Below are 12,661 nucleotides of genomic sequence, written 5' to 3'. Positions count from 1 at the left end.
GTGATTTCGTGGCGAATGCCTCGCGAGCTGCGGGACCGCGCCCGTTTGGGGTCACCCGGCAGGTGTGACAAGTGGGTTGGATCGGTTTCTGCATTGTTTCGCTCACGTCACGCGGAGGTGAACCATGGAAACGCGAAACACCTGGCATCCCCCCAAGCCCCCCCAGCCCTGGTGGACGCATATTTTTTTCAGGTGGCGACTCTGACCCCCCGGAAACCCCCAAGATAGAGCGCCTCGCTTCGCAGTGATCGTGCCCGACCCTCGGTGCCCCCCCTCCTCACCGTTGGTCGGGCACAGGTTTTTAACCCATGCGCCCCGTGGCGGGTCAGAGGTCGCGCAGCGACGCAGGGTCCAGCACCCCATCGCGCTCCGTGACGAACAGCCGCTCGCTGAGCCCGTCGCGTCCCACGTAGTAGAGCGCCTCCACCCCACTCGGGGTCTGCAGCGTGCTGGGTGACCCCACGCCGAGGGCGTCCAACGTCCCCGAGCGCGGGCCCAGCGCCTCGCCCAGCGCGCGGAAGGCGCGCAGCTCGTCGCCCACCAGCACCTCGATGACGCTGCGGGTGCCGGTGCGCCGCTCCACGTGCACGCGATAGGTGCCGCCGCGCACGCTGAGGTGGGGCGCGCGCAGCAGCACCTGGGCGCTGCGCGCGGCGCTCACCTGGGTGAGCGTGCCCAGGTTGGAGGCCGGCGCCGGGGTGAGGTCGCGCAGGTTGGACACCGTGTCGGCAGGCGACCGCCACAGCTCGAGCTCGGTCTCGCCGCTGACCGCGCGGTGACGCACCATCATCAGGACGCGTCCGCCGTGCTCGATCACGCTCGGGTCGTCCAGCGACCCACCGCCGAGCACGCTCGCCACGGCCAGCTGATCGGGCAGCGCCCCCAGCGGGCCGTCGACCCCGCGCCGGGCACGAATCACGCGCGTTCCGTCCTCGAGCTCCGCTGTGTACACCAGGAACGTCTCGCCGCCGGGGCGCACCAAGAGCGATGGCGTGAGCAGGGCGTCCTCGCGGCCGGTGTCCACCACCACGCGGTGCGCGCTGTCGAACGTGACGGTGGTGCCCACCAGCTCACCGCGATAGAGGGCCCGGTCGTTCTCCACCACCACGTAGGTGCGGCCTTCGTGCTCCACCACCGTCGGGTCATGCGGCTGCCACGGGTCCACGTCCACGGGCGCGCTCAGCGTGATGGCCGTGCGGGCACCGAACACCGAAGGCGCCTCGCTGCGGTACTGCAGCGCGTGCAGCGAGCGCACACGCGCCCCCTGCAGCTCGCTGTTGCGGCCGTGCAGCACCACCTGCGCCCCCGCGCGCGGCGAGTACGTGAACGCGCTGCTGAGCAGCTCTTCATCGCGGTGCACGCGCACCATGCCGCTCGGGTGCAGCTCGAGCGTGAAGGTCACGTTGGGGTCGGGGAGCAGCCACGACGCGCGCACCAGGCCGCCCACCACGAGCGACACGTCTCCGCGCGAGGGGCTGTACAGCAGGCCCACCAGCGGGTTCACCACGCCCAGCGAGAGCTCCTCGGCGCGCGCCAGGGACACGCCCGCGCTCTCGAGGCAGCCGTTGCCAGAGCAGGCGACGGGCGGGACGAAGACCACGCTCAGCTCCACGCGATCCACGCGCAGGTCCACGGGCTGGCCCACCAGCACGCCGCCTTCCTGTGTGGCGTCGCCGCCGGGGCGCATGCCGCCAGCCTCCACGGTGGGCGTGGAGCTGCCGAGGGGCGTGAGGGGTTGCCCGGCCAGGCACGTGAGCGCGCTGGCACCCGAGGCGCAGCTCGTGAAGAGCAGGGCGCCGGGGAGCTGGTCGTCCAGCTGCAGCTCGGCACAGTCACCCGTGGCCACACAGCAGGTGGACAGCAGCGCGCACGGGGCGGCGGCGCAGCTGGCGGGGCCGGCATAGCAGGTGGTCCACGGGGCGGGCGCGTCGTCCTGCAGCGGGCCAAAGGCGGCGTGGGCGGTGGCCAGGAAGGGCGCGAAGCGCACCGGGTCGGCGGGCAGCACGTCGGCGTCGGTAGGGTAGGGGCCCAGGTCCCGCGGGCCCTGGTCTTCTAGGGGGCCCAGGTCCGCCACCACGCCCATGTCCGGGAGACTCAGGTCGCTCTGTCCGGCATCTCTGATGGGGGCAGAGTCGCCGGCGCCGCATGCGGTGCTCGGAGCCACCAGCAAAGCCGCCAGCAGGGGGACGACCAGGCGGAGTCTCCGGCGAGGCGACCACCCGGCTTCGCGATGCGGACGGCTCATGGCGTCCTCCAGCTCTGCGTCAGCGGCACCAGCTCGCTCAGCGCGTTGTTCGCGCCCAGCACCACACGCCGCGCCACCACGAAGCGCAGCTCCTCGGGGTCGCCGGCCGTGTCGGTGACGGCCAGCCCGGTGATGCGGCAGAACCCCGGGCAGCCACCGAGCACTGCGTCGTTGCTGCGCAGCACCGGGTTCGCGAGGTAGGGCTCGAGAGCGGGCAGCGTCTCGAGCGGCGGGGCCTCCGGCAAGCCGGCGTCGCCAGTCATGATGGCGGGGAGCTGTCCCGTGAACAGCACCACCGACGTGTCCCCCTCGGCATCACGCGCCACGAGCCAGAGCTGGAGCGTGAGCCCCGCGGCGCTGCTGCGCACCATGGGCTCTGCGCCGAAGACCCCGCCGGCTGCGAGCGCCCCGAGGGCCGAGGGCAGCACCACCCGCCGTGATGCGGACGCCGGGTCTCCCACCACTTGGAGGTCGTCGTCGAGGCGGACCGCGCGGATCTCGCCCACGCCGTCGGCCGGCACGCACGTGAAGAAGAGCCAGTAGCCCCCGCTGCCTCCGCGGACGGGCACCAGGGCCGGGTCGCGCAGGTCATCGCACTCGGCGACCGACGCGAGAAGCGGCTCACCCGAGCCGGTGAGCGGTGTGTTGGGGGAGGGGCTCACGTTCGAGTCCACGCGCAGCTCGTGTCCACCGCCGGGAAGCTGGGCGGCGAACGCCAGCGTGAAGTTGCCCGAAAGCACGTCGTCTGCGCCCCGACGCAGCAACAGGAAGGGCTCGCGCACGCTCGGCTCGCTGCACGTGTCGCCGCTCACCAGACACGATGGCGGGTCGCCCCCCAGGCGGGGCGTGCTGCTGGTGGTCCAGTCGGCGGGCAGCGCGCCGAACGTGGCCGTGCGTGCATGCGCGATGGCGTATCCCACACGCGCTCCCACATCGTCCGCGAGGTCGGGAGGATCGTTGGTGGCGTCGAGGAAGAGGTCCCAGCGCCGCGCCGTGTCCGTCGCGTTGTTGTACGAGCTGCCCAGCGAGGGCGAGCCCACGTGCGCGCCGCCATAGCGGTCGGGCACCCCCAGCGAGTCGGACGTGAGTGTCGCGGTGCCCATGGGTGCGGTCTGGAACTGGCTCGGATTGGCACACTGAAGTGCATTGGCCTGCAGGGTGCCGATGCGTGCGCCGCTGCCCACCATCTCCACGGCGGGATACAGGCCGCCCAATTCCATGCAGCCGCTGGTGCCCTTCACGAGGTCGTCTTGCCAGCTGACGAACGGGATGCTCAGCGTGGCCAAAGGCTCGGTGTCGATGCTGGCACTCGCGAGGCGGAGCTCGAGAAGCGCGCTGAGGGAGGGCCTCGAGTCCTCCGTGGAGGGCGTCACGAGCAGCCTGATCCCGTAGTGCACGTCGGGATCGATCGGCAAGGCGTCCTGCTCCACACCGCCCTGGGTGACGCGCACCATGGCGTGGTTGTAGAAGGCCGGGCGGTTGGGGATGGGACGCACGTCCCCATGCACGCGAATGGCCAGGGCCTCGACGAGGGGCTGGCCCGGTGTCGTATCGCGGACGGGAGAGAGCACCACGGAGGCCTGGTGGTTGCAAGGCACGTACCGGGCCTCACACATCTCCGTGCGCGCGGTCGCGATGAAGTCGAAGTTGAGCTCTGCGCCGAGGGCGAGCGGCATGCAGCTGTGGTACGCGAGCGCGTGGGGCTCGGTGTCGGACCAGCCGCTCAGCATCATCGTGTCGCCCTCCATCTGGCGCATGGGCGAGCTGGCAGGGGCGCTGATGGGCAGGTGGTCCCACTGGAACGTCCAGTCTCCGGGGGCGCTCCAGTCCTCATGGAGCAAGGGCGCGCCATCATCGACATCACAGCACGCGGGGTCGGCCGCGCAGTCGGCGTCCGCGCAGTCGAGGAGCTGGTCCGCGTCGTTGTCGAGCCCGTCCTCACACAGCCACTCGCGAGGGCCCGGCGGCGGTGTCCCGACGTCCTCAGAACCGCACGCCGACCCATCACAACAGCCGGCCCCGCAGCAGCCCGCGTCGCAGCCGCCGGCCTCCGGTCCCATCTCAATGGCCGCATACCACTCCTGCGAAGGCGTCTCCCAACAACCCCCACAACCGAGCGCCACCGTCAGCACCCACACACCGCAAGCACCGCCCCGCGCCAGCGCCCCCATCCCACGCTTAGCCAGCCCCCTCATCGCAGCTCTCCTGCCAGCCCCAGGGACAGCCCCGCCACCTCGCCGTTCACCACCACCCGCAACCGGGCCCGCTCCACCCGACGTCCCCGCACGCTCAACCCCACCGACACCCCGAGCCCCACCAGCGTGAGCGCCGTCAGCGCCTGACTAGCCCGGTTCGCCCGCACGATGCGCGCGTACAGCACCTCAGCGCGAGCCACCAGGTCTGGGTCCGGCGCACTCTCATGTTCTTCCTCGAGCCGCTCGTGAGCCCGCGTCACCCGCCCCGCCCGCAGCCGCAACGCCAGCGCCCCCAGCCCAAGCGCCGCGGTGGTGCTCCAAGCGCCACCACGCAGCCCCGCGCTGGGCCCAGCCCCGGCCCCGGCCTCGGCCTCGGACTCGGACTCGGCCTCGGACTCGGCCTCGGCCTCGGACTCGGACTCGGCCTCGGTCTCGGTCTCGGTCTCGGTCTCGGTCTCGGTCTCGGACTCGGTCTCGGACTCGGTTTCGGACTCGGTCTCGGACTCGGACTCGGTCTCGGTCTCGGTCTCGGTCTCGGTCTCGGTCTCGGTCCCGGCCTCCCCCCCTGCCTCCACCTCGCTCGCCCCGCCCGCCACCGCGACCACCACGACCGCGCCGTCCGCCCCGCTCGCGCCGCGCACCAGCAGCACGTGCTCGCCCGGGTCCAGCGCCACCACCAGCGGTGTCCGTCCCAGCGCCTGCAGGTCCGGCCGGTCCACACGCACCTCGGCCCCGGGCGGCGTCGACCGCACGCTGACCATCATCACCCGCCCCAGCAGGGCCGCGCGCTGCTCATCCCCCGCCCGTCGCTCCTCCTCGGTGAGCCCGGGCAGCGCCAGGTACTCACCAAAGTAGCTGTACGCTTCGGCAGCGCGCCCCAACGCCGCCAGCGTGACCCCCGCGTTGAACAGCGCGTTCTTGCTGCGCACGATCGCCAGGCTCGACACGTATGCCGCGAGGGCCTCCTCCAGCAGCTCCTGTCGCCGCGCGCTCCCCATCACCCGCTGGCTGCGCTCGAACGCGCGGTTGCCCTGGTCGAAGAACGCACGGGCCTCGGCGTTCTCGGTGGACTGCGCCTGCACGCGCGACTGCCCGGCGCCCACCATCAGCACCGCGGCCAACACCAGCCCGAGGCCGAGACTGGGCCCCACGCGTTGCAAGCGCGGCCGGCAGCCACGGGCAGGAGCCCAGGGGGGAGGAGGCGAAGCGAAGTTCACGGTAAGCAGCGGCGACGCGCGCGCAGCGACCGAGGCAGTCCCATCGCGCTGACCATCCCGCACAGTGAACCATTTTCCGTCGGTCCGTGCACGTTCCGTGGAGCGTCTCCCCTCACCTCTCCGCGCAGTGGCGCACCGTCTCCGCGCGCAGCACCGTCTGCCGGGCCGCCTGCACCGCTGGCGCATACCCTCCGTTGCGGGTCATCAAGCTGGCGTGGTCGCCTGCTCGGCGGGCTTCGAAGAATGGCGTCAGATCCGGCGCGATGTCCCACAGCTCTTCACTCGGGCCGCGCGCCAGCAACGCGCAGTTCCGTGCCCGCACCTCGGCCACGAGCGCCGGGAACGCCTCGATCACCCAGGGCTTCGTGTCGTGCAACAGCACCACACCGCCGCGCGCCCGTGGGCCGTCCTCACGCCTGCGCAGCGCGCTGCGGAACGCCTCCACCACACCCCGCGCGGTGGTCTGTGACGTGTCCGCCGCCGTGATGCCCCACATCACCTGCGTGTAGTGCCGCGCCACCACCACGCGGTCGCTGTCCACGTTGCGGCGCCCGTAGGGCGGACGCACCAGGTACGGTCTCTGCCCCAGCGCGCGCACGAAGGCGGCCTCGCCAGCGCGGAACTGGTGGTCCAGCTGCGGCCCGGTCAGCCCGCTGAACGCGCTGTGGTCGAGGCCATGGAAGCCCACCTGGTGTCCACGCCGCAGGGTGTCGCGCACCATGGCCACGTTGCGCTCGCGCCGCGCTCCGCTGCCCCCCAGCTGTCGGGCCACCACGAAGAAGGTGGCGTGCACCCCCGCCGCGTCCAGGTGATCCAGCAGCGGCCCCGTGGTCTCCGGGCGCGGACCGTCATCGAACGTGAAGTGCAGCACGCGCTGGCGGGCGTCACCCCGCACCATCCGGCCGTCGCGAAAGCTGGGCGGCTCGCTGGGCGGCGCCGGCGCCGGTACGCTGGGCTCGCTGGTCTCCGTGGCGCCCGCCGCGTGCGACGTGGGCAGCCCCGCGGCCAAGAAGGCACCCAAGAGGAGGAGGCAGGCGGAGCGAGCAGTCTGCAGGCGGTTCATGCCCGTGCCCCATCGCAGGAGCCATGCCCGCCCCCGCACCCCCGCAACTCGTCGAGGAAAGCCCACACGGTGGCCCCGATGAACGTGTCACTCCGTGTCGAGTAGAAGACACGCCCGTGTCCGCTGCGCTACGCTCAGGGGATGGACCCCTCGGTCGTCTCGCGCATCGTCCACGACTCCTACGCCCAAGAGAAACCCCTACTGAAGGACGGGGTCCCTTGGTGGGAGTCGCTCGACCCGGACTTTGCCCGGCGGCCCGAGCCGTTCGACCTCGAGTTTCGCGACAAGCTCCAGGTGGGTGCCTCGGCAGCGTTCGACGTGGGCCTGCGCACGGCTGGCGCGTCCCTCATCAGCGGCCTGGCCATCCCAATCGGGTATCACCCGCTCGAGCTGCGCCGCACCATCAAGGACATCGAGTTCTACGGCCCCATCGCCGAGAGCGGTGACGCCACGCGCTTCTTCAAGCCGCCCCCCAAGAACATCCGGGTGCGCACGTCGCAGGCCGACTGGTACCCGCGCTTCTCGCCGGACGACGGCACCACCGAGGTGGTGCAGTTCGACAGCCCGTTCATGCCGGTGAACCCGCGCCTGCACAACAGCTACTTGAAGCACGAGGCCAACCGCGTGGCCTACGCGCGCTACTGGCGCCACCACGACGGGCCGCGCCCCACCATCATCGCGGTGCACGGCTTCACGGCGGACTTCTACCTCATCAACGAGTGGTTCTTCGCGCTGCCCTGGTTCTACCGCATGGGCTGCGATGTCATGCTCTTCACGCTGCCCTTCCACGGGCCGCGCCAGACCGAGCACTCCCCCTTCTCGGGCCACGGCTACTTCGCCGGTGGCGCTTCGCGCATCAACGAAGCCGCGGCGCAGTCGGTCATGGACCTGCGCGTGCTCATCGACTGGCTCATGGAGAAGCGCGGGGCTCCCAAGGTGGGCGTCACCGGCCTCAGCCTCGGCGGCTTCACCACGGCGCTCTTGGCCACGGCCGAGCCGCGCCTCTCGTTCGCGATTCCCAATGTGCCGGTGGTCAGCCTGGCCGACCTGGTGCTGGAGTGGCAGCCCATCGGCCTCGCCATTCGCACGGCGCTCAAGGTGGTGGGCCGCCCGCTCACCGACGCCCGCAAGTTCGTGGCCGTCAGCAGCCCGCTCACCTACCCGCCCGCCATCCCGCGCGAGAAGCTCATGATCGTGGGCGGCGTGGGTGACCGCTTGGCGCCGCCCAAGCACAGCCGCCTGCTGTGGGACCACTGGGACCGCTGCCGCATCCACTGGTTCCCCGGCAGCCACATCCTGCACATGGACCGCGGCGAGTACCTGCGGCAGATCGCGCGCTTCCTGCACAAGACTCAGTTCCTGCCCGAAGGCGCGTAGAGCGGGCTCTCAGAACGAGAGCGAGGCGCCTGCGTGGACCACCGCTTGTAGCCAGGCCTGACGCGCCAACACCTCGAAGTCGTCTTCGGTTTGGTAGCGGTCCACGCGGAGGCCTGCCTCCAGGAACACCCCCACGTGCTCGGTGAGCATGACGTTGCCGCCGGCGAGCGCGCCGAGCAGCAGCCCGAAGGACGGCTGGCCTCCCGTCGCCGCCCCAGCCAGCGCCGCGCTCAGGCCGATGGGCACGCCCAGGTAGATGCTGGCTTGCTGTCCGCCGAGGATGACGGGGATGCACGCTCTCACCCACACGCCAAGGCCGATGACGCTCGCGCGATCTCGCGTGGTGGGGGGCATGGGGGGCGGCATGTGCACCACGTACTGGAGCCTCAGGTAGTCCACGAACACACCGAACGCGAGGTACGGGCTGGTGGCCAGCTCCAGCCGGCCGCCCACGGTGAACGCGGCGTCGAGGCGGTCGCGTGAGGTGCCCGTGTCGTCGGTCTGTCTCTGACGCCCCGCGAAGTCCACGCCGGTGTAGAGCCACGCGCTCAGCTCGGGGCCGTCGCCCGGGGTGCGCGCTGGTGCGGAGCCCGAGGGCGCGGGGAAGGGCTCCCGATAGGGCGCCGGTAGGGGGCCCTGCGCGTGCGCCGTCCCAGACAGCAGTCCGACCACCGCCACCAGGAGCCACGCTCCACTCGACCAGCTCCTCGTCCTCGCGTTCATGCGGGCGCAGCATGCCACGGAAGCACGGTGAGCAAAGGCCACCTCACCCCAGCGCCTGGCGCCTTCGCTCGAGCTCGTCCCAGCGCGTCATGAGCGCCTCCACCTTGGCGCTGGCGGCCTGCTGCTTGTCGGTCACGGCGCGCACTTCGCCCGCCCGCTCGGCGTACAGCGTGGGGTCGGCCAGCTGCGCGTCCAGCGCCGCCAGCTCGTGCTCGGCGCGCTCGATGGCCTCCATCATGCCGTCCAGCTCGCGGCGCTCTTTGCTGGTGAGCTTGTTCAGCACCACCTTCGGCGCGGGGGCGATGGACGGTGCTTTGGCGGCGCTCGCCTCGGCAGCCCGCGCGCTCGCTGCGGCGGCCTTGTTGCTGGCGGTGGCGGCGCGTGACGCGTCCATGGTCTCGGCCAGCGCGGCGGCCTTCAGGGTGCGGTACAGCTCGTAGTTGCCGGCGTAGGGGACCACCACGCCGTCGCCCTCGAAGGCCAGGATGTGCGTGGCCACGCGGTCGAGGAAGTAGCGGTCGTGGCTGACCACCACGGCGGTGGCGTTCGACTCGGTCAGCATCTCCTCGAGCGAGCTCAGCGTGGCCACGTCGAGGTCGTTGGTGGGCTCGTCCAGCAGCAGCACGTTGGACGGCTTGAGCAGCAGCTTGGCCAGCGCCACGCGGGCCCGCTCACCACCCGACAGCGCGATGACCTTTTGTCGCATGCGGTCCGGGGCGAACAAGAAGCGCGCGAGGTACGTGCGCACGTCGATGCGCTCGCCGCGGAACGTGACCTTGTCGTCGTTGCCCGCCACGTTGTGCATCAGGTCGGCGCTGTCATCGAGGCCGCTGCGTCCTTGGTCGAAGTACGCGATCTCGGTGTTCTTGCCGACCACCACCTCGCCCGAGTCAGGCTGCAGCTGGCCCACCAAGAGCTTCAGCAGCGTGCTCTTGCCGGCGCCGTTCGGCCCCACCACCCCGAGGCGCATGCCGCTCGACAGCATGAAGGTCATGTCGCGGATCAACGTGCGGTCCCCGAACCCGATGCTCACCTCGCGCAGGTCCACGATGGTCTTGCCGAGACGGGTGGTCTCGAGCGTGAAGCCCGCGCGGCCGTGCTGCGTGGGGCCCTGCTGGTCGCGCGCGGCCTCGGCGCGGTCCACCCGCGACTGGCTCTTGGTGGTGCGCGCCTTGGGCGAGCGTCGCAGCCACTCGAGCTCCGTGCGCAGGAAATTCTGACGGTTGCGCTCCGAGCGGGCCTCGTGCGACTGCCGCTCGGCCTTCGCCATCAGGTACTCCTCCCAGGCGCCGTCGTAGGAGTGCACGTGGCCGTCGTCCACCTCGAGCGTGCGCGTCACCACGCGGTCGAGCACGTAGCGGTCATGCGTGATGAGCACCAGCGCGCCGCCGTAGCTCTCGGCCAGGTAGTGCTCGAGCCACTCGATGGTGTCCACGTCGAGGTGGTTGGTGGGCTCGTCCAAGATGGCCAGGCTGGGCTGCGAAACCAGCAGGCGCGCCAGGGCCACGCGCCGCCGCTCGCCACCGCTCATGCGGCCCACCAGGGCGTCCGGCTCCAGCACCTTGAGGTGCCCCAGCATGGCGTCCACCAGGTGACCGCGGTCCCAGCCCCCCAGGCGCTCCACCTCGGCGCCGGCCTTGGCCTGGATGTCCAGCAGCTTGTCGTAGTCGGCGTCGGGCGAAGACAGCGCCTCGCTCGCCGCAGCGTGCGTCTCGTAGGCCTCGGCCCAGGCGCGCAGCCCCTCGCGCACCACCTCGCGCGCCGTGCGGTCGTCCGGCAGCACGGGCTCCTGCGCCAGGTACTCGATGGTGGCGTCGCGGCGGCGGATGACCTCGCCCGCGTCGGCCGGCTCGATGCCCGCGAGGATCTTGCAGAGCGTGGACTTGCCCGACCCGTTGATGCCCACGATGCCAACGCGCTCGCCCGCATGGACGGAGAGGTCGACTTTGTCGAGCAGCACGCGCGGCCCGAACGCTTTGCTGATACCGGTGGCAACGAGGATGGGCATAGGGCGGGCGCCATACCATGCGCAGACGGGCTATGCTCGGCCACCCCTCATGACGCCGGTAGCGCCACCCCCCCATTCGAGCGAGCCACGACCCAACCTGGAGCTGGTGTTCAGGCACGCTCTCGAGCACGACGAGGCCCTCGACCGCTTCGTCGGTGGCCTCACGGACATGGGTGGCCCGTGCGCCGACACGCTCGAAGAGGTGCGCGCGGCGCCCGACGGAGTGGACTTGGTGCTGCACCCCGCGGCGCTCCCCGTGGAGATCCGCAGCCTGCCCGGACTGCTGCGCGCGTCGGCCTTCACGCTGTCGCTCGGGCCCGGCTATCACGCCCACGTGGCCGACGCGCTGGTGGCAGCGGCCGAAGCGGCTGGACTGGTCGCGGCGCACGACGTGATCGACAGCTACCTGGCGAGCGGCGATCTCTCGGCCGTGCGCGCGGCCTGCGAGGCCTACTGGTGCGACGCGCTGGCCTCGGCCGAACACCACGGGGGTCACGTGGCCATCGACGGGCTGCGGGTGGCGCACGAAGCGCGTCTCGTGCTGCCGAGCGGGCCCTGGGCAGTGGCCGACGCCATTGTCCCGGCAGAGCACGCGCTGTGGTGGGAGCCGGGGCTGAACGACACCATGCGAGTCCGCCGCGCCGCCTATCAGCTGCGCTTCCTCATCCCGCCGCGCCCGCCGCTGGACGAGCTGGAGGTGGGTCGCTTGGAGTCGCTGTGCGACGACCTCGACGCGCTGCACGCGAACCTGCCGCCGCACGCCGAGCTGCAGCCGCTGCGGGCCCCTTGGCGCGCGGTGCTGGACGCGCTCGACGCGCTGCGTGAGCGGCCGAGGCACCTCGACGCGGTGGTACCGGACTGGTCCATCAGCCTTCGCCGAGGTGAGCTCTGGCTGCGCGCGCGCCGGGACGCGTGGCTGGCGCTGCCCAGCGCCATGAGCGTGGCGTGGCGTGGCAACGGGACCTTCTGGGCGGCCGACGAAGGTCTCCAGCTGTGGCTCGAGGTGCACCCCGTAGAGCTCTTGCCGGGTGCGCCGCCTCCCGAGCCGTCCGAGGTGCTGGACGCCGTGGGAGACTGGGGCCCCGAGACGCAGCGTGACGCCGACCGCTTCCTCGAGTGGGAGACGGTGGAGGACGCTCAGGTGCTGCACGCCGCGGTCTGGCTCCCAGGGCAGGTGGGCCTGCTGACCATCCAGCCCGAGCCCGGCGCGCGCCCTCGCGCCGAGGCCATCGCGCGCTCGCTGGTCGTGTATCCACGTTGACGTGGGGTGGGTGGGCTGTAGGGTGGCGCCATGACCACCGCCGACAAGAAGCCGAGCGCCCTCGAGGCGCGCCTCGCCGAAGACCTCAAGCAAGCCATGCGCGACAAGAACGTGGTGGCGCGCGAGACCCTGCGCATGCTGAAGGCGGAGCTGCTGCGCGAGCAGGTCAAGGTGGACGATCCGAACGATCCGCAGACCGAGATCGACGAGATGGCCATCATCCTGCGTGCGGTGAAGACGCGGCGTGACTCGGCGGCCGACTACCAGAAGGGTGGCCGCGCCGAGCTGGCGGCCAACGAGCTCGCGGAGGTGGAGGTGCTCAACGCGTACCTCCCGAAGGCCATGGACGACGACGCGGCGCGCACAGCGCTGCGGGCCATCGCGGCCGAGCTGGGGATCACCGAGAAGAAGCAGATGGGGCAGCTGATGAAGGTGGTCCTCGAGCGTCACCGTGGGTCGCTCGACGGGCAGCGGGCGTCCAAGCTGGCCGGCGAATTCTTGAGCTGAACCTCAATAATCATTTGCCGCCCACGAACTCGTGATTCATATCTCCGAATTGCAATTCGGAGAGA

Annotated in this window: 9 protein-coding genes; 3 read left to right on the top strand and 6 right to left on the bottom strand. The window is 71.3% G+C overall.

Annotation, left to right across the window (positions count from 1 at the left end):
• Positions 1-325: 325 nt before the first annotated feature.
• The 4 genes from IPI43_06330 to IPI43_06315 form a co-directional block, all read right to left on the bottom strand.
• The gene (locus IPI43_06330) at positions 326-2,245 is read right to left on the bottom strand and encodes a hypothetical protein (protein MBK7773741.1); all 1,920 of its coding nucleotides are present in this window, start codon (positions 2,243-2,245) and stop codon (positions 326-328) included.
• Positions 2,242-4,440, bottom strand: a complete 2,199-nt coding sequence (locus tag IPI43_06325) for a hypothetical protein (GenBank protein ID MBK7773740.1) — start codon at positions 4,438-4,440, stop codon at positions 2,242-2,244. The genes IPI43_06330 and IPI43_06325 overlap by 4 nt, the downstream gene beginning before the upstream one ends.
• Positions 4,437-5,591 carry a PEGA domain-containing protein gene (locus tag IPI43_06320; protein MBK7773739.1) on the bottom strand — a complete coding sequence of 385 codons (1,155 nt, stop codon included), beginning with the start codon at positions 5,589-5,591 and terminating at the stop codon, positions 4,437-4,439. Before IPI43_06320 ends, IPI43_06325 begins: the two co-directional genes overlap by 4 nt.
• Positions 5,592-5,769: 178 nt before the next feature.
• Entirely contained in the window at positions 5,770-6,720 is a 951-nt protein-coding gene (locus tag IPI43_06315) for a polysaccharide deacetylase family protein (GenBank protein ID MBK7773738.1), read from the bottom strand.
• Between the two features lie 141 nt (positions 6,721-6,861).
• Here IPI43_06315 and IPI43_06310 point away from each other — a divergent pair, with 141 nt between their 5' ends.
• Positions 6,862-8,097 (top strand): alpha/beta hydrolase family protein, encoded by a 1,236-nt coding sequence (locus IPI43_06310; protein MBK7773737.1) that lies wholly within the window; start codon positions 6,862-6,864, stop codon positions 8,095-8,097.
• Positions 8,098-8,106: 9 nt separating this feature from the next.
• Here the strand turns inward: IPI43_06310 and IPI43_06305 are convergent, their stop codons facing one another.
• Entirely contained in the window at positions 8,107-8,820 is a 714-nt protein-coding gene (locus tag IPI43_06305; protein ID MBK7773736.1) for a hypothetical protein, read from the bottom strand.
• Positions 8,821-8,863: 43 nt separating this feature from the next.
• On the bottom strand, positions 8,864-10,828 hold the full coding sequence (locus IPI43_06300) for an ABC-F family ATP-binding cassette domain-containing protein (protein MBK7773735.1): 1,965 nt from the start codon (positions 10,826-10,828) through the stop codon (positions 8,864-8,866).
• Positions 10,829-10,934: 106 nt separating this feature from the next.
• Between IPI43_06300 and IPI43_06295 the strand changes: the two genes are divergently transcribed.
• Together IPI43_06295 and IPI43_06290 are read left to right on the top strand one after the other, a co-directional pair.
• A complete protein-coding gene (locus tag IPI43_06295; GenBank protein MBK7773734.1) occupies positions 10,935-12,089 on the top strand; it encodes a hypothetical protein in 1,155 nt (384 codons plus the stop codon).
• 30 nt (positions 12,090-12,119) lie between these two features.
• Positions 12,120-12,596: a GatB/YqeY domain-containing protein gene (locus IPI43_06290; protein ID MBK7773733.1), complete on the top strand. Its 477-nt coding sequence runs from the start codon at positions 12,120-12,122 to the stop codon at positions 12,594-12,596.
• Positions 12,597-12,661 lie beyond the last annotated feature (65 nt).

This window comes from Sandaracinaceae bacterium, from assembly GCA_016706685.1.
In the GTDB taxonomy this organism is placed as follows: domain Bacteria; phylum Myxococcota_A; class Polyangia; order Polyangiales; family Houyiibacteriaceae; genus JADJJE01.
The sequence above is the reverse complement of the archived record's forward strand: the minus strand, read 5'-3'. Positions and strand labels throughout refer to the sequence as shown.

Bases quoted from the DNA above. Each gene is read 5' to 3' on its own strand.
- IPI43_06330 (MBK7773741.1), bottom strand. From the start codon at position 2,245: ATGAGCCGTCCGCATCGCGAAGCCGGGTGGTCGCCTCGCCGGAGACTC.
- IPI43_06325 (MBK7773740.1), bottom strand. From the start codon at position 4,440: ATGAGGGGGCTGGCTAAGCGTGGGATGGGGGCGCTGGCGCGGGGCGGT.
- IPI43_06315 (MBK7773738.1), bottom strand. From the start codon at position 6,720: ATGAACCGCCTGCAGACTGCTCGCTCCGCCTGCCTCCTCCTCTTGGGT.
- IPI43_06310 (MBK7773737.1), top strand. From the start codon at position 6,862: ATGGACCCCTCGGTCGTCTCGCGCATCGTCCACGACTCCTACGCCCAA.
- IPI43_06305 (MBK7773736.1), bottom strand. From the start codon at position 8,820: ATGAACGCGAGGACGAGGAGCTGGTCGAGTGGAGCGTGGCTCCTGGTG.
- IPI43_06300 (MBK7773735.1), bottom strand. From the start codon at position 10,828: ATGCCCATCCTCGTTGCCACCGGTATCAGCAAAGCGTTCGGGCCGCGC.
- IPI43_06290 (MBK7773733.1), top strand. From the start codon at position 12,120: ATGACCACCGCCGACAAGAAGCCGAGCGCCCTCGAGGCGCGCCTCGCC.